At 71.0% G+C, this 15,232-nt stretch carries 19 protein-coding genes; 4 read left to right on the top strand and 15 right to left on the bottom strand.

Annotation, left to right across the window (positions count from 1 at the left end):
- Positions 1 to 45: 45 nt before the first annotated feature.
- The 6 genes from DJ017_RS17650 to nadA form a co-directional block, all read right to left on the bottom strand.
- A complete protein-coding gene (locus DJ017_RS17650) occupies positions 46 to 576 on the bottom strand; it encodes a Rid family hydrolase (RefSeq protein ID WP_165830702.1) in 531 nt (176 codons plus the stop codon).
- A 46-nt stretch (positions 577 to 622) separates the two neighbouring features.
- Entirely contained in the window at positions 623 to 853 is a 231-nt protein-coding gene (locus tag DJ017_RS17645; protein ID WP_111530221.1) for a hypothetical protein, read from the bottom strand.
- Between the two features lies 1 nt (position 854).
- Complete coding sequence (locus tag DJ017_RS17640; RefSeq protein WP_111530220.1) at positions 855 to 1,067, bottom strand: hypothetical protein; 213 nt, start codon at positions 1,065 to 1,067, stop codon at positions 855 to 857.
- Positions 1,068 to 1,144: 77 nt separating this feature from the next.
- Positions 1,145 to 1,990: a carboxylating nicotinate-nucleotide diphosphorylase gene (nadC, locus tag DJ017_RS17635; RefSeq protein ID WP_111530219.1), complete on the bottom strand. Its 846-nt coding sequence runs from the start codon at positions 1,988 to 1,990 to the stop codon at positions 1,145 to 1,147.
- Entirely contained in the window at positions 1,987 to 3,510 is a 1,524-nt protein-coding gene (locus DJ017_RS17630; RefSeq protein ID WP_111530218.1) for an L-aspartate oxidase, read from the bottom strand. Before DJ017_RS17630 ends, nadC begins: the two co-directional genes overlap by 4 nt.
- Positions 3,510 to 4,625, bottom strand: a complete 1,116-nt coding sequence (nadA, locus tag DJ017_RS17625; RefSeq protein ID WP_111530217.1) for a quinolinate synthase NadA — start codon at positions 4,623 to 4,625, stop codon at positions 3,510 to 3,512. The genes DJ017_RS17630 and nadA overlap by 1 nt, the downstream gene beginning before the upstream one ends.
- A 263-nt stretch (positions 4,626 to 4,888) precedes the next feature.
- Here nadA and DJ017_RS17620 point away from each other — a divergent pair, with 263 nt between their 5' ends.
- Positions 4,889 to 5,974: a cell wall hydrolase gene (locus DJ017_RS17620; RefSeq protein WP_227000238.1), complete on the top strand. Its 1,086-nt coding sequence runs from the start codon at positions 4,889 to 4,891 to the stop codon at positions 5,972 to 5,974.
- Between the two features lie 5 nt (positions 5,975 to 5,979).
- Here the strand turns inward: DJ017_RS17620 and DJ017_RS17615 are convergent, their stop codons facing one another.
- The 3 genes from DJ017_RS17615 to trxB all read right to left on the bottom strand — a co-directional run bounded on the left by DJ017_RS17615 (position 5,980) and on the right by trxB (position 7,814).
- The gene (locus DJ017_RS17615) at positions 5,980 to 6,474 is read right to left on the bottom strand and encodes a GNAT family N-acetyltransferase (protein WP_111530216.1); all 495 of its coding nucleotides are present in this window, start codon (positions 6,472 to 6,474) and stop codon (positions 5,980 to 5,982) included.
- A gap of 40 nt (positions 6,475 to 6,514) precedes the next feature.
- Complete coding sequence (locus tag DJ017_RS17610) at positions 6,515 to 6,706, bottom strand: hypothetical protein (RefSeq protein WP_111530215.1); 192 nt, start codon at positions 6,704 to 6,706, stop codon at positions 6,515 to 6,517.
- A 106-nt stretch (positions 6,707 to 6,812) separates the two neighbouring features.
- The gene (trxB, locus tag DJ017_RS17605; protein WP_111530214.1) at positions 6,813 to 7,814 is read right to left on the bottom strand and encodes a thioredoxin-disulfide reductase; all 1,002 of its coding nucleotides are present in this window, start codon (positions 7,812 to 7,814) and stop codon (positions 6,813 to 6,815) included.
- A 34-nt stretch (positions 7,815 to 7,848) separates the two neighbouring features.
- Between trxB and DJ017_RS17600 the strand changes: the two genes are divergently transcribed.
- On the top strand, positions 7,849 to 8,058 hold the full coding sequence (locus DJ017_RS17600) for a hypothetical protein (protein WP_111530213.1): 210 nt from the start codon (positions 7,849 to 7,851) through the stop codon (positions 8,056 to 8,058).
- A gap of 72 nt (positions 8,059 to 8,130) precedes the next feature.
- Here DJ017_RS17600 and DJ017_RS17595 read toward each other — a convergent pair whose 3' ends face one another.
- Both DJ017_RS17595 and greA read right to left on the bottom strand, forming a co-directional pair.
- On the bottom strand, positions 8,131 to 9,873 hold the full coding sequence (locus DJ017_RS17595) for a calcium-binding protein (RefSeq protein WP_111530212.1): 1,743 nt from the start codon (positions 9,871 to 9,873) through the stop codon (positions 8,131 to 8,133).
- Positions 9,874 to 10,046: 173 nt separating this feature from the next.
- On the bottom strand, positions 10,047 to 10,520 hold the full coding sequence (gene greA, locus DJ017_RS17590) for a transcription elongation factor GreA (RefSeq protein ID WP_111530211.1): 474 nt from the start codon (positions 10,518 to 10,520) through the stop codon (positions 10,047 to 10,049).
- Positions 10,521 to 10,687: 167 nt separating this feature from the next.
- On the opposite strand from greA, the gene DJ017_RS17585 reads away from it, so the two are divergent.
- Complete coding sequence (locus tag DJ017_RS17585; protein WP_111530210.1) at positions 10,688 to 11,638, top strand: glycosyltransferase family protein; 951 nt, start codon at positions 10,688 to 10,690, stop codon at positions 11,636 to 11,638.
- On the opposite strand, the gene DJ017_RS17580 is transcribed toward DJ017_RS17585, so the two are convergent.
- The 4 genes from DJ017_RS17580 to DJ017_RS17570 all read right to left on the bottom strand — a co-directional run bounded on the left by DJ017_RS17580 (position 11,628) and on the right by DJ017_RS17570 (position 14,336).
- Positions 11,628 to 12,128, bottom strand: a complete 501-nt coding sequence (locus DJ017_RS17580) for an AAA family ATPase (protein ID WP_111530209.1) — start codon at positions 12,126 to 12,128, stop codon at positions 11,628 to 11,630. The two genes, DJ017_RS17585 and DJ017_RS17580, sit on opposite strands and share 11 nt — an antisense overlap.
- 51 nt (positions 12,129 to 12,179) lie before the next feature.
- Positions 12,180 to 12,962: an SDR family NAD(P)-dependent oxidoreductase gene (locus DJ017_RS17575; protein WP_111530208.1), complete on the bottom strand. Its 783-nt coding sequence runs from the start codon at positions 12,960 to 12,962 to the stop codon at positions 12,180 to 12,182.
- 256 nt (positions 12,963 to 13,218) lie between these two features.
- A complete protein-coding gene (locus tag DJ017_RS20525) occupies positions 13,219 to 13,389 on the bottom strand; it encodes a hypothetical protein (protein ID WP_165830700.1) in 171 nt (56 codons plus the stop codon).
- Between the two features lie 251 nt (positions 13,390 to 13,640).
- Positions 13,641 to 14,336 (bottom strand): VIT1/CCC1 transporter family protein, encoded by a 696-nt coding sequence (locus DJ017_RS17570; RefSeq protein ID WP_111530207.1) that lies wholly within the window; start codon positions 14,334 to 14,336, stop codon positions 13,641 to 13,643.
- Between the two features lie 166 nt (positions 14,337 to 14,502).
- Here DJ017_RS17570 and DJ017_RS17565 point away from each other — a divergent pair, with 166 nt between their 5' ends.
- Entirely contained in the window at positions 14,503 to 15,222 is a 720-nt protein-coding gene (locus DJ017_RS17565) for a cytochrome b/b6 domain-containing protein (protein ID WP_111530206.1), read from the top strand.
- Positions 15,223 to 15,232: the final 10 nt, after the last annotated feature.

Genomic DNA, 15,232 nt, shown 5'->3' with positions numbered 1-15,232 from the left:
CGCGACCTCAGACTGTCAACCGTGTGGTTGAATATTGGCGGCGGTCTAGCGCCGCGAGACCTGCGGCGCGTAGGCGATCATCTGGATCTCGGTCACGCCGGTCTCGGCGATCAGGCCGGTGGATCCGACGGCGGTCCAGGCCGGGTGCGGCGGCGGCATGAACTCGTCCTTCACCGCGCTGAACGCCTCGAACTGCTGGGCCTTGGTCCCGGTGAAGTTCGGCCCCTCCCAGACGTGGAAGCTGTTGATCATGGTCACGTCGGCGAAGGTTAGGCCCTCGGCCTCGAGCAGCCCCTCGATGGTTCTGAAGGCGCGCCGCACCTGGGCCTTGTAGGCCTCGACGTCATGGCCTTCACCGGGGCGTGGCCCGGCCACTACGCCAGAGATGTAGAGCCAGTCGCCGGCGCGCCGGGCAGGGGCGAAGTGAAACTCGTCCCAGGCTCGCTGGTAAGGCGCGGCCGGGATCACCGCCTCGCCGCCGGGGGCGGCCACGTGCATGGGGTAATCCTGCGCCGCGGCGGGCGAGGCGAGGGTGGCGAGCGCCACGAGGGGCGCGGCGGGGGCAAGCTTCAGCATGAGCCGCTGATAGGCCCGCCCCCGGCGTCTCGCCAGTTACAGTCCGCTAATGCTTGCGGCGCTGCGCCGAGTTCTCCTCGGTGTCGTCCTTGGCCTTGGCGTCGTGACCGTGGTGGCGGTCCCGTTCGCCGCCGCCGCCCGAGACGTGGCTGTAGGGGGTGTTGGTCGGCTCGCCCGCGTGGCGAGGATCGCCCTCGTGCGGCTCGGGCTTGTCGCGGTTCTCGTGGCTCGCGCCCGGACCGCCCCAGCGATGGGTGTTGGGATGCTTGTCCGGCATGTCAGCGGTCCTGTTGGTAGCCTTGGTTGTGGGTGTTCTGCCGGATGTTCCCGTGCCGGCCCTGTTCCTTCAGGTTGATGTCGTCGTCTCCGGGCTGGCTGGACTGGTCGCCGGTCACCCGGTCGCGCCGCCCGACGTCGGCGCCTTCCACGTGCGGCTTGTCGGCCGGATGCGACCGCTGTTCCGGCGGGATGGGGGGAGCTTTCGAAGCCATGGGAGCCTCCTTGTTCGGGAGGTCAACACGGCCCCCGGGAGCCGGTTCCTAAAGCCCAGGCGCCTTGCGGGCCGGTCTCAGACCGCGTCCAGCCCGATGTCGAGCACGCCGACCGAGTGGGTCAGGGCGCCGACGCTGATCACGTCGACGCCGGTCTCGGCGACACCCCTCACGGTGTCCAGATTGATGCCGCCGGACGCCTCCAGCACCACGCGGCCCTCGGCCCGGCGCACCGCCTCGGCCATGTCGGAGAGGCTGAAGTTGTCTAGCATGATGACGTCCGGCGCCTGGGTCAGAGCCTCGTCGAACTGGGCCAGGGTGTCGACCTCCACCTCGACCTTCATCAGGTGGCCGGCGAAGGCCTTGGCGCGGCGCACCGCCTCGCCGACCGAGCCGCAAGCGGCCACGTGGTTGTCCTTGATCAGGATGGCGTCGTCGAGCCCGAAGCGGTGGTTCACCCCGCCGCCGCAGCGCACGGCGTATTTCTCCAGAGCGCGCAGGCCGGGCGTTGTCTTGCGGGTGTCGACGATCCGGGCGCGGGTGTCGCGCACCGCGTCCACATAGGCCCGCGTCAGGGTGGCGATGCCCGAAAGCCGGCCCATCAGGTTCAGGGCGGTGCGCTCGGCGGAGAGCAGGGCCCGGGCGTTGGCCTCGACCCGCGCCAGGAGGGTTCCGGCCGGCACGGCCTCGCCGTCCTCGACGAGCGCCTCGAAGTGCGCCTCCGGATCGAGCATCTCGATCGCCAGTCGCGCGCAGTCGAGGCCCGAGACCACGCCGGCCTTGCGGGTGGCGAACTGGGCGACCAGGCGCGCCTCGGCCGGGATGCAGGCCTGGGCGGTCACGTCCCCCGCGCGGCCGAGGTCTTCGGCGAGCGCGGCGTCGAGGATGGGCGCGATGAGCAGGTCGGGGAGGGGCTCGATCATTCGGCGGCGAACCGGAAGGGGGAGGCGGCCGGCAGGTCGGCCAGGGTGACGAAGGTCCGCTTCGGCGCCTTCACCTCCGGCGCGTCGGCGCGGAAGTGGCCGCCCCGGCTCTCGGTGCGGGCGAGGGCGCAGGTCGCGACGAGGCGCGCCGCGATCAGGGCGGGGGCCTTGCCGCAAGCGGCTTCGAGCGCGTCGATCTCGGTGATCAGGCGGTTGAGGCCGGCCGCGTCGCGCACCACGCCGGCGTCGCGGCTCATGGCGGCGCGCAGCCGCTTCAGGGCCTCGGCCGGCAGCACCGGCGCCGGCGTCGCCGCCAGCGGCCGGGTCCCCGGGTCGACTTCCAGGGCCGCGGCCTTGCCGGCGCGGGCGCCGAACACCGCCGCCTCGAGCAGGGAGTTGGAGGCCAGGCGGTTGGCCCCGTGCACGCCGGTCGAGGCGCATTCGCCCGCGGCGAACAGGCCGGCCAGCGTCGTCCGCCCCTCGGCGTCGGTGACGATGCCGCCCATGTGGTAGTGGCAGGCCGGCGCGACCGGGATCGGCTGCACCCGCGGATCCACTCCGCCGGCCATGCAGGCCGCGAACACCGCCGGGAATTCGTCGGGGAAGTGCTCGCCCACCGCCTGGGTGGCGTCGAGGAAGGCGCCGCGGCCCGCCTCGCGCTCGGCGTGGATGGCGCGGGCGACCACGTCGCGGGGCGCCAGCTCCGCGTCCGGGTGATAGCGGGCCATGAAGCGTTCGCCCCCGGCGTTGACCAGCACCGCGCCTTCGCCGCGCAGGGCCTCGGTGGCCAGCGGGGCCGGGTCGCGGCCGATGTCGATCGCCGTCGGATGGAACTGGACGAACTCCGGGTCGCCGATCAGGGCGCCGGCCTGCGCCGCCAGGCCGAGGCCGTCGCCGGTCAGCTCGGCCGGCGTGGTGGTGACGCCGTAGAGCCCGCCGACGCCGCCGGTGGCCAGCACCGTGGCCGCGGCGGTGATCTCGATGATCTGGCCGTCGTGCTCGGCCAGCACTCCGCGCACGCGGCCGTCGGCGTCCTGCAGCAGGCCGCGCAGCGCCCAGCCGACCTTGACCTCGATGTGGGGCGCGGCGAGAGCGGCGACGGTCACCACCTCCATGATCGCCCGGCCGGCCTGGTCGCCCTTGACCCGCGCGACGCGGGCCTTCGAGTGGGCCGCCTCCAGGCTCTGGGCGAAGCCGCCGTCGGCCGTGCGGTCGAAGGGCGCGCCGAGGGCGGCGAGCCGGCGCACCGCCTCGGGGCCCTCCTGGGCCAGCAGGCGCGCCATGGCGGGGTCCACCAGGCCGGCGCCGGCGCTCACCGTGTCGGCGGCGTGCAGCTCGGGCGCATCGCCCTCTGAGAGGGCCGCGGCCATGCCGCCCTGCGCCCAGGCCGAGGAACAGCCGTGGTTCAGCGGCACGGGCGTCAGCACCAGCGCCTTGCGCGGCCCCGCGGCCAGGGCGGCCGTGAGACCGGCGAGGCCGGCGCCGACGACGACCACGCCGTCGTGGCGAAGGCGCTCCATCAGATCAACTCCACATCGACGTGGTGGCGCGCCTTGACGAGGTCGTAGCGGGCCGGGACCAGCGGCGGCGGCAGGTCGACCATCCGCTGCACGGCCAGCCGTGCACGCTCGGCGATCGCCGGATCGACGGTCACCTCGAACTGCTCCTTCACCAGCGCCTCGTAGATGTTCTCGAGGCTGATCCGCTTCATGTGCGGGCACAGGTTGCAGGGCCGCACGAACTCGGTGTCGTGGGCGTCGGCGGCGACGTTGTCGGCCATCGAGCACTCGGTGATCAGCACCACGCGCTTGGGCTTGCGGGTCAGGACGTAGTCGTTCATCGCCGCGGTCGAGCCGGCGAAGTCCGAGACCTCCAGCACCTCGGCCGGGCACTCGGGATGAGCCAGGACCTCGGCGCCCGGATAGGCCTCCTTCAGCTCCAGGATGTCGGCGGCGGTGAAGCGCTCGTGCACCTCGCAGCGGCCCTTCCAGGCGATGATGCCGATGTGGGTCTGGCGGGCGACGTTGCGGGCCAGGTACTCGTCCGGGATCAGGATCACCCGGTCGACGCCCCACTGACGCGCGGCTTCCTCGACCACCTGCACTGCGTTGGCGCTGGTGCAGCAAATGTCGGTCTCGGCCTTCACGTCGGCGGTGGTGTTCACATAGGTGACCACCGGCAGGCCTGGATAGCGCTGCTTGATCAGCCGCACGTCGGCGCCGGTGATCGCGCTGGCCAGGCTGCAGCCGGCCTGCAGGTCCGGGATGAGGACCCGCTTCTCGGGGCTGAGGATCTTGGAGGTCTCGGCCATGAAGTGCACGCCGGCCTGGACGATGATCCTGGCGTTCGACTTGGCCGCTTCCTTGGCCAGGCCGAGGCTGTCGCCCACGTAGTCGCCGACGCCGTGGAAGATCTCCGGCGTCATGTAGTTGTGGGCGAGGATGACCGCGTCCTTCTCGCGCTTCAGGCGGTTGATCTCGGCGATCAGCGGGGCCTGGGCGCGCCATTCCATCGGCGTGATGTGCCGCTTCACCTTTTCCCATGCGGGGGCGGTCGCGGCCTCCACCTCGGGGGTGAAGTCGAACTGGAATCCGTCGGCGGCCATGGGAACCTCCCTTATGCTCAAAATGAGCATTTCTCAGGCCTAAAAAGAGGCCTCGGGGCCGGGGCCCTTCGGCTGAGTTATGCTCAATCCGAGCAAAACCTGCCCAAACCATATAGCGCTGAGGGAAGCGGGCGCAAGCGCTTAAGTTCGCAAAACCGTCTCGCTTGCCCCGGGCCGAGGCCGCCCCATATGGCTGGGGACCGCCGAACATTATAGGAAAGTTCCTTGTTTTCGCCGGGTTTAGGGGCCAGGAAGCGCCCCCGAGCCGGAGCGACCAGGGCCCTCAAGATCTCGTGAGCCGCAATCCTTCGAACCCGACCCGCGCCATCGCAGGCCTGGCCGTGACAGCCGTCGCTGTCGCCAGCCTCGCCGCCTGCGCCCCGCCCGGAAAGAAGCCGGCCGCGCCCCAGGCCCGCCTCGCCTCGGCCCACCTCAGCGTCGACCAGCTCCAGAAGCTCGCCGCTGGCGCCGACCCGGCCCAGCTCGGCATCACCCCGGCCGCGCCGCCGGCCAACGGCCTGCCGATCCCGGCCAATGCCGAAGCCGTCGGCGCCGATGCCTTGAAGATCAACGCCTCGCGCCCCTTCGCCGCCGAGCCGATCCTGCCGATGCGGCCGTTCTTGCTCAAGACCGACGCGGCCGACCGCGAGCGCGCCGTCCATTGCCTGACCCAGGCGATCTACTACGAGGCCGCCCGCGAACCCCTGAAGGGACAGCAGGCGGTCGCCCAGGTGGTGCTGAACCGCGTCCGCCACCCGGCCTATCCGAAGACCGTCTGCGGCGTCGTTTATCAGGGGGCGTCGCTCGCCACCGGCTGCCAGTTCACCTTCACCTGCGACGGGGCCCTGCGCTGGAGGCCCGAAACAGACCTCTGGGACCGCGCCGAGGGCGTCGCCAGGAAGGCGCTCGCCGGCTACGTCGATAAGGACGTGGGCTCGGCCACCCACTACCACGCCGCCTATGTGGCGCCGTACTGGGCCCCGACCCTGGTGAAGATGACCCAGGTCGGCCAGCACATCTTCTACCGCTGGACCGGCGCCTGGGGCGAACCTGCCGCCTTCACCGGCCGCTACTCGGGCCGCGAGGCGATGCTGACGCCCGCCGTCCTCGCCAGCGCGCCCGAAGCCCTGCCGCCGGAACCCCGCAAGGTGACCCTCACCCTCGGCGGTGAGGCGCGCACCTATCAGGTCGCCGATGCCGCCGCATCCGCCGATCAGCCCGCCGCCGGCACGATCCACGCCGCCCGCCGCGCGCCGACGCCGGACGAGGTCCGGAAGATCAACGCCAGCCTCGCCGCCATGGAAGCGCGGATGAACGGGGGCGCAGTGCTCGCCCAGAACACCGCCAGCCCCACCGGCAGCTCCACCGGCGGCCGCTAAACCTCTTAGGCGTCTCGGCCGCCGAAGGCGTCCGGGTAGGCCACGGTCATCGGGCCCGCGAAGGCGCCGGGATCGAGGGCCAGCGCCTGGAAGGCGGGCAGGGCGCTGTAGGGCGAGGCGACGTTCGCCGCCGCCTCGCGGCTGAAGCCGAAGCGGCCGTAGTAGGCGGGATCGCCCAGCACCAGCAGGCCGGCCGCGCCGAATTCGGGCGCGCATTCGACTCCCCGGCGCACCAGCGCCGAGCCCACACCGCTCCGCTGCAGCTCGGGCGCCACCGCCACCGGCGCGAGGGCGGCGTAGAGCTCGTACCGATCGGCCCATAGGCGGCTGAACATGATGTGGCCGACGATCCGCCCATCCTCGACAGCGACCAGCTCGAACATGGCGTCGGCGTCGGCGCGCAGGCGTTCCACCAGCCGCGCCTCGTCGGCCCGGCCGAATGCGGCCTCCACCACCTCGGCGATGGCGGCGTGGTCGGTGGCTCTGGCGTAGCGGATCATGGGCCCAGACTAGCGGGCCGGGCGCCCGCGGGCGAGGGGCTCAGCCGCCGCTCGCCAAGCGCTGTTCGGGAAGGGCCTCGATGTCCTCGCGTCGGCGCTCGTCGTGCTGCTCGTTACGGCGCGCTTCGCGAGCCAGCTTGCGCCAGCCTTCGGCGATGGTCTCGTAGACCTCCCGCTCGGCCCCGCTGGCCGCGCGCCCAGCCATCCGCGCCACCGCGTCGGCCTGCGCCATATAACGTTCGCTGTCTCGCATACCTTGCTCTCGGCCCCGTCAACTGGCGACGAGGGGCCGGAGTTTCGGCGTGACCGTCCCGGGCTGTGGAAAAGCCCGGCGAGGCTCACCAGACGCCGATCTTCTCGGCCTCGGCGTGGCTGATCGGGTGGTGGGCCTTGCGGTGGTCTTCCTCGGCGAGGAAGCGCACCGCCTCGAGCGCGGCCATGCAGCCCATGCCGGCCGCCGTGACCGCCTGGCGATAGACGTCGTCGGTGACGTCGCCGCAGGCGTAGACGCCCTCGATGGCCGTCGAGGCCGTGCCGGGCTTCACTTTCAGATAGCCCGAGGCGTCCGTCTCCAGCTGGCCCTGGAAGAGCTGGCTGGCCGGCGCATGGCCGATGGCGATGAACACCCCGTCGCAGGCGATCTCGCGGGTCTCGCCGCTCTTGACGTTCTTGAGCCGCACGCCGGTGACGCCCAGCGGGTCGGCGGCGCCGAGCACCTCGTCGATGGCGCAGTCCCAGACCACCTCGATCTTCTCGTGCGCGAACAGCCGCTCCTGCAGGATCTTCTCGGCCCGGAACTCGTCGCGCCGGTGGACCACGGTCACCTTGGCGGCGAAGTTGGTGAGGAACAGGGCCTCCTCGACCGCGGTGTTGCCGCCGCCCACCACCACCACGTCCTTGCCGCGATAGAAGAAGCCGTCGCAGGTCGCGCAGGCCGAGACCCCGAAGCCCTGGAACTTCTGCTCGCTCTCCAGGCCCAGCCACTTGGCCTGGGCGCCGGTGGCGATGATCAGGGTCTCGGCGAGCCACACGTCGCCGCTGTCGCAGGTCAGCCGGAAGGGACGCTTGGAAAGGTCGGCCTCGACGACGATGTCGTTGACGATCTCTGTGCCCATGTGCACCGCCTGGGCCTGCATCTGCTCCATCAGCCACGGGCCTTGGATCACCTCCGCGAAGCCGGGATAGTTCTCCACGTCGGTGGTGATGGTCAGCTGGCCGCCGGGCTGGATGCCCTGGATCAGCACCGGCTTGAGCAGGGCGCGCGCGGCGTAGACGGCGGCGGTGTAGCCCGCGGGGCCTGAGCCCACGATCAGGCAGCGGACGGAACGTTCTTCAGCCATCCCCGTAATGTAGGTGCGATTCTGGAGCCTTGCGATGGAAGACCAAGCGAAGACGTTGGGCGTCGTCGCCGCAGTGGGCGCTGCGGTGGGAGTCGGGCTGGCGCTGGGCCTCGGCCTGAGGGTGCTCGCGGTCGGCGCCGGCCTCGGCGTCCTGGCCGGCGCGGCGCTCGCCGTCTCGACGGCTGCCGGCCGCCGCGGCGGCGCGCCCAGGCTGACGGCCGGGTCTGCGCCGGCGCTGCACTAGCCGCGTCCCATTCGCCGAAAAGCAAAAGGGCCGCCCCGAAGGGCGGCCCCCATTGGCGTCTGGCCCGTCGGATCAGACGAAGTTGGTCAGGTCGATATCGGCCAGGCTCTTGCCGACCAGCACCACGGCGTCGCCGACCGTGTTGTTGTTGGCCGAGTCCACGAACACCAGGGTGTCCGAGCCCACCTGCACCACCACGACGTCGTGCGTGCCGGCGGTGATGTCGGCCGTGGCGTTGACCACCGCCGTGGCCGCATCGGCCGCGGTGATCTCGACGTAGTTGCCGCTCGCCACCGCCGGGCCGGCGAAGTGCAGCGTGTCGGTCGAGTTCCAGTGGTTGATCACGTCCCACAGGGCGTTGTTGGGCGTGGTGTCGCCCTGGGCGAAGACGAACTTGTCCGAGCCCGTGCCGCCGTCCAGGATGTCGCGGCCGGCGCCGCCGGTGATCGTGTCGTTGCCGGCGCCGCCCTGCATGATGTCCGTGCCGGAGCCGCCGGTGAGCACGTTGTTGCCGTCGCCGCCGATGATCTTGTCGCCGCCGGAGCCGCCGGTGATCGTGTCGTCGCCGGCGCCGCCGTCCATCGTGCTGGCGCCGTTGCCGAGCGTGATCTGGTCGTTGCCGTCGCCGCCGCTGACGCTGTCCGCGCCATTGCCGCCGACGATCGTGTCCGCGCCCGCGCCGCCGGTCACGGTGAAGGCGTTGTTGCCCACCGTCAGGCTGTCAGCGCCGTCGCCGCCGTCGATCACGCCGCTGGCCGCCGAGGTCGCGCCGATGGTGTCGTCGCCCGCGCCGCCCGTCAGGGTCGCCGCGCCGGAGCCGGCCGCGATCGAGTCGTTCCCGTCGCCGCCGTCGCCGACGAACGAGCCGGTCGAGGTCGAGCCGTTGATCACGTCGTCGCCCGCGCCGCCGCTCATCGAGCCGCCGCCGGTGAAGACGATCTGGTCGTTGCCGTCGTCGCCGAGGATGGTGTCGTTGCCCGCGCCGACGACGATGACGTCGTTGCCGACACCCGCGTAGATCACCGCCCCGCCGGCCGAGCTCGCGCCGTTGATCGAGTCGTCGCCGTTGCCGCCGAGGATCACCCCGGCGCCATGGAAGTAGATGGTGTCGGCGCCGTCGCCGCCGTCGATGTTGTCCGTGCCGCCCGAGCCGCCGTCGAGGCTGTCGTTGCCGCCGCCGCCCTGGATGGTGTCGTCGTTCGCGCCGCCGAACACGGTGTCGTCGCCGAGGTCGCCGCGAAGGTAGTTCGCCCCGTCGCCGCCGTTGATGTTGTCGTTGTTCTGACCGCCGAGCATGGTGTCGGCGCCCGCGCCGCCCACCAGGGTGTCGTTGCCGATGTTGCCCTGCAGGAAGTTGTTGCCCGTGCCGGCGATCAGGGAGTCGTCGCCCTTGCCGCCGAACAGGACGTCGTTGTCGGCCCCGCCGTCCAGGTAGTCGTTGCCCTGGTTGCCCTGCAGCACGTCGCCGCCGGCGCCGCCCAGCAGGGTGTCGTTGCCGTCGCCGCCGAACATGCCGTCGGCGCCGCCGGTCGCGACGGCCGGGTTATCGTTGCCCGTGGTGCCGATGTAGAGCACCGAATTGTCCGACAGGAAGGTCAGGTTCGCGCCGCGGATCGCGCCCGCGTTCAGCGCGTCGTCGAACGTCAGCGTCTTGCCGAAGGCGGTGACGGAGATCGTCGCCGGCCCGGTGGTGGTGAAGGGCACGAACTGCACCGACAGCTGCGCGCCGGTTCCCACCGGGAAATACAGCGTATCGCCGTTGGCGAAGGCGGACGCCTGCGCAGGCGTCATGGAGTCCCAGAAGTAGTTGGCCACGTGTAGATCCCCGACTCGACGGCGAAGCAGGCATGCTGCCGCACGGATGTTTCGAATTCCTTGCGTAGCTTAAGGTTAGTTTCGCGTCACGCGCGAGCATGCGCTCGCGCCCTGCGGCGCGTCAGAACCACGCAGGTCTTCGCAACCCCGAAAGCGGGATCAACGCCGAGTGGCTAGCGCCACTCGACCTTGGTGATCTCGTAGGCCTTGACGCCGCCGGGCGTGTTCACCTCGACCACGTCGCCGGATTCCTTGCCGATCATGGCCCGGGCCAGCGGCGAGGTGATCGAGACACGGCCCTGTTTCACGTCGGCCTCGTGCTCGCCGACGATCTGGTAGCGAGCCTCCTCGTCGGTGTCCTCGTCGACGAGGGAGACCGTCGCCCCGAACTTCACCTGGGTCCCCGACAGCTTGGTGACGTCGATCACCTGGGCGCGGGCCATCTTGTCTTCGATCTCGGCGATCTGGCCTTCGATCCAGCCCTGGCGTTCCTTGGCGGCGTGGTACTCGGCGTTTTCCGACAGGTCCCCATGCGAACGCGCTTCCGCGATCGCCTGGATCACCGCCGGGCGCTCCACCGTCTTCAAACGCTTCAGCTCTTCGTCGAGGGCCTTGTAGCCCTCGGCGGTCATCGGAACTTTTTCCATAGAGGTGATGACTCGGGTTTCGCCCTAAGGTGATCTGTGAACCGGCCGCGGGCGCAGGCGTCCGGGGGGCGCGAAGATAGGATTGTGCGCCGCAAAACTCAAGCGGAAGGCGAGCGGCGCTATTTGAAGCCCTTTTCGGCCGCCTGGCGCCTGCTAAAGCTCGCCTCATGAGCGCGCCCACGGACCTCAAGACCCTGCCCCTGCCGGACCTCTACCGTCTGGCCGCCCAGCTTCGCCAGGCCGTGCGTCCGGCGGCCACGGAAGCCGTGCTCCGTGAGATCCTCTCGCGCCAGCCGGACGAGGCCCAGGTCCGCTTCGCGCTCGCCTACCAGCTCCTCGCCCGCGGCGCCTTCGCCGAGGCCTGGCCCTACTACGAGGCGCGCACCGAGGTTCCCGCCCTCGGGATCCGCAAGCCCGACTTCCGGACGCCGGAATGGCAGGGCCAGCCGGTCGCCTCCCTGCTCATCTGGCCCGAACAGGGGTTCGGCGACCAGATCATGTTCGCCCGCTACGCCGCCCTGCTGCGCGACCGCGGCGTCAAGGTGGTGATGGTCGCGCCGCCGGCGCTCGCGCCGTTGTTCGAGACCCTGGCGGTCGAGGTTCTGGTCGGGCGCGAGGGGCTCGCCCTGCCGCGCTGCGACGCCTGGGTCATGGCCGGCTCCCTGCCGCGTTGGCTCGGCGTCCACGCCCCGCAGAGCTACTTCCCGACACAAGGGACGGGTGTTGGGATCGGCGTCGCCAGTCGCGGCAATCCGGCCTACGCCAAGGACGCCCAGCGCTCGCTGCCGCCCGAGCTCGCCGCCGAGCTCCTCGCCCTGCCGGGCGCCGTCAGCCTCGACCAGGCGGACACCGGGGCCGCCGATTTCGGCCAGACCGCCCGGATCGTCATCGGCCTTCAGCGGGTGGTCACCGTCGACACCGCGGTCGCCCACCTCGCCGGCGCGCTCGGCAAGCCCACCTGGGTGCTGCTCTCGCACGATCCCGACTGGCGCTGGGGCTGGGCGGGCGAAACGACGCCCTGGTATCCGACGGTGCGGCTCTTCCGCCAGCAGACGCCGGGTGACTGGCGCCCGGTCCTCGAGGCGGTCAAGACGGAGCTTTCCGCCGCTACTCGCTGATGCTGACGATCGCGCCGTCCAGCTCGGCGGGCGAGGGCAGCTCGAAGATCCCCTCCACGAACTCGAACATCTCCGGCGTCACCTCGATGGCGAAGTTCTCGCCGCGCACGGTGTTGCGCTCGGCCACCCGCGCCCGGCGGGTCTCCACCGGGGCGTCCACGTAGTGGAACTGCAGCGGCAGCTCGGCGCCCTCGGCGATCTCCTTCACCCGCGCCCGGTCGGCGCGGCGCATCAGGCCGATGTCCATGATCACCGAGGTGCCGGTGGCCAGCACGCCCGCGGCCACCGACCAGATCTGCGCCTCGCAGCGCTGCACCCGCTCCATCATCCACTCGAACTCGATCGGGTTGGGGATGTCCGGGCCGAACAGCCGGGCCATCCATTCGTCGAGGATGAACACCACCGCCCGTTCGCGGCGGGCGAAGGCGTTGGCGTAGGTCGTCTTGCCGGCGCCCGAAGGGCCGAAGATCACGTGCAGCGTTGCGGTCATGAGCCCGCTTAGCGCGCCTTCCGCGCGCTAGGCAAACGAAGAAGGCCGCTCCTAGCGGACCGAGAGGCCCCCGTCGATCACCAGCTCGGCCCCCGTGACATAGCGGCTCTCTTCGGAGGCCAGCCACAGCACGCCGTTGGCGATGTCCTCCGGATAGCCCTTCGTGCCCAGCGGCACGGCCATCTGGCTCATGGCGTCGAGGTCCGGCGGCGCGTTGGTCCCGGGCGGGCCGCCCTGCGGGATCACCGTCACCCAGATCGGCGTCTCGATGATGCCCGGGTGGACCGAGTTCACCCGCACGTGGTCCGCCGCGCATTCCATGGCCACGGCCTTGGTGAACAGCCGCACCGCGCCCTTGGTGGCGCAGTAGCCGGCGAGGTTCGGCGCGCCCTTCAGGCCGGCCACCGAGCTCATGTTGATGACGCTGCCGCCGCCGTTCTCGCGCATCAGCGGGATCGAGTGCTTGCAGCCCAGGAACACGCCGTCGACGTTCACCGCCTGCTGGCGCTGGAAGTCGGCGAGGCTCATCTCGAAGACCGAGCCGCCGAGGCCGATGCCCGCGTTGTTGACCAGGATGTCCAGGCGGCCGTGCTCGGCCTTCACCTTGGCGATCACCTCGATCCAAGCCTGCTCGCTGGTGACGTCGTGGTGCAGGTAGCTGGCCTTGCCGCCGGCCTTGGCGATGGCCTCGACCGTCTCGGCGCCCTTGTGGTCCTGCACGTCGGTGACCACCACTACCGCGCCTTCCTGCGCCAGACGCTCGGCGCAGCCGCGGCCGATGCCGCTCGCCCCGCCGGTCACCAGCGCCACCTTGCCCTGCACGCGACCCGCCATCTCGACCTCCCTGATCGTTGTTCAGGAAGGCGTAGCGCAGGCTGCGCGGCCTCGCCAGCGCGACCCGACGTCAAGGTCGGAGATCGTGTGCGGCGCCGATCGTCGAGGTCCGCCTTCGACGTCGATACGAGGGTGATGGGAGGGAAGGGAGTGGCGCAAAGCGATCCCGCGCGCCGCGAGACCCCACCTCGCGCGCCCTGCCTCGCACCGTGAGGCGGCCGCCCTCGCGACGGAGGCGCGGCCGCGGCTCAGGCCGTTACTGCATCCAGCTCGGCGTGCCGGAGCCGGTGTTCATGAACCCATAGACCAACCAGACGGCGAGGATGGCCACGGCCACCACCATCAGGGCTTGGATCAGGGTCTCGAAACGCTGCGCATTGTTGTGCTTGCGGTGGTGATGAACTTCACCGTGGTGCTCGGTAGACATCAGGCTTCCTCGCAATCCTACACGGAGGACCGGGGGGTCCCCCGCCTGACTGCGACAGGCGCCGCAAGGACGCCGTTCCGGCCGCTATCCCCTCCCTGGGGATAAATGGGGCCGCCGGAGCGCACCCTTATCGCCGCCTGTTTTCGTCAGGCGATGATGGGATGGTGCGCCTGGAAAGAACGTCGGTCAATCAATTGCTTGGCTGACGAGATCACAACTTTCGCGAGTGGGTCGGCGGCGCCACGCGCCGCTCAGGCCGCCACGCCGAACAGCGCGCCGACGCCCGCGGTGGCCGCCATGGCGAGCGCGCCCCAGAAGGTCACTCGCGCCACCGCCTTGCCCATGCTGGCGCCACCCGTGCGTGCGCCGATCGCGCCCAGCAGGGCCAGGAACAGGATCGAGGCGATCGAAACCGCCGGCACGATCAGGGCCCTCGGCGCGAGCATCGCCGCCGCCAGCGGCAGGGCCGCGCCGGCCGAGAAGGTGAGGGCGGAGGTGAAGGCCGCCTGGATCGGCCGCGCCTGGGTGATCTCGGAAATGCCCAGCTCGTCGCGGGCGTGGGCGCCCAGGGCGTCCTTGGCCATCAGCTGGTCGGCGACCTTGCGGGCCAGCTCCAGCTCGACGCCGCGCGCCACATAGAGACCCGCCAGCTCCTCGCGCTCGAACGCCGGCTGGCTGGCGAGCTCGGCCTTCTCCCGGGCGAGGTCGGCGTTCTCGGTGTCGGCCTGGCTGGAGACCGAGACATATTCCCCCGCCGCCATGGAGAAGGCGCCGGCCACCAGGCCCGCCACCCCGGCCAGCAGGATCTCGCTGCGTCCCTGGGCGGCGGCGGCCACGCCGACCACCAGGCTGGCGGTGGAGACGATGCCGTCGTTGGCCCCCAGCACCGCGGCGCGCAGCCAGCCGATGCGGTGGACGACGTGCCGTTCCAGATGTCGTGGAGCCATGGGCCTGCCTCGCGATTCAGACTGATAGGCAAGCGCAACATGCCCAGGAAGCAAAGCCTAGAGGGTGTGGCCAAGCCTCGCCTTGATCCAGCGCAAGGCCCCGGGCCGAGCTTCACCCTATGCAGACGGGCGGGTGGCGCCTTCGCAGCAGAGACTGAAGCCGATCATGAATCCGTCCGCATCCGAGCCCCGCAGCGTCCGTGTCTGGGACCTGCCCACGCGTCTGTTCCATTGGCTGCTGGTCGCCGCCATCGCGGTGGCGTTCCTCTCATCTGAAGACGACAGCGCGCTCTCGGCCTGGCACCAGACCGCCGGCTGGATCGCCGCGGCCCTGATCGCCTTCCGTCTGGTCTGGGGACTCGTTGGCGGCGAGCACGCCCGCTTCACGGACTTTCTCAGGCCCACGCGCATCGCCGAGCACCTCAAGGGCCTGGCCGGTGGCCGTCGCGAGCCGGAGCTCGGCCACAATCCCCTCGGCGGCATCGCCATCCTCGCGATCCTCGGCCTGGTGGCCGGGACCGTCGCCACCGGCGTCCTGACGCTGCAGGGCGGCGAGGACGAGCTGCACGAGGTGATCGCCTACGGCCTGCTGGCCCTGGTCGGCGTCCATGTGGTGGCGGTGATCGCCATGTCGCTGATCGGCCGCGAGAACCTGGTCCGCGCCATGGTCACCGGCGCCAAGCCCACCGCGCGCCATCCCGGCGCCCGCGACGCCCGGCCCGCCCCGCTGGTCGCGCTGCCGCTGGCCGCCCTGGCCGTGGCCGCCGTCGCCTACGGCGCGACCCGCATTGATCCCAAGGCCTTCACGCCCCACGCCGCCGCCGCCGAAGCCGGCGAGCAGGGCGAGCAGGCGGAGGCCGCAGAGGCCGGCGAACACGAGGACTGACGTTCAGATG

Source organism: Phenylobacterium soli (assembly GCF_003254475.1).
GTDB classification, from domain to species: domain Bacteria; phylum Pseudomonadota; class Alphaproteobacteria; order Caulobacterales; family Caulobacteraceae; genus Phenylobacterium; species Phenylobacterium soli.
The sequence above is the reverse complement of the archived record's forward strand: the minus strand, read 5'-3'. Positions and strand labels throughout refer to the sequence as shown.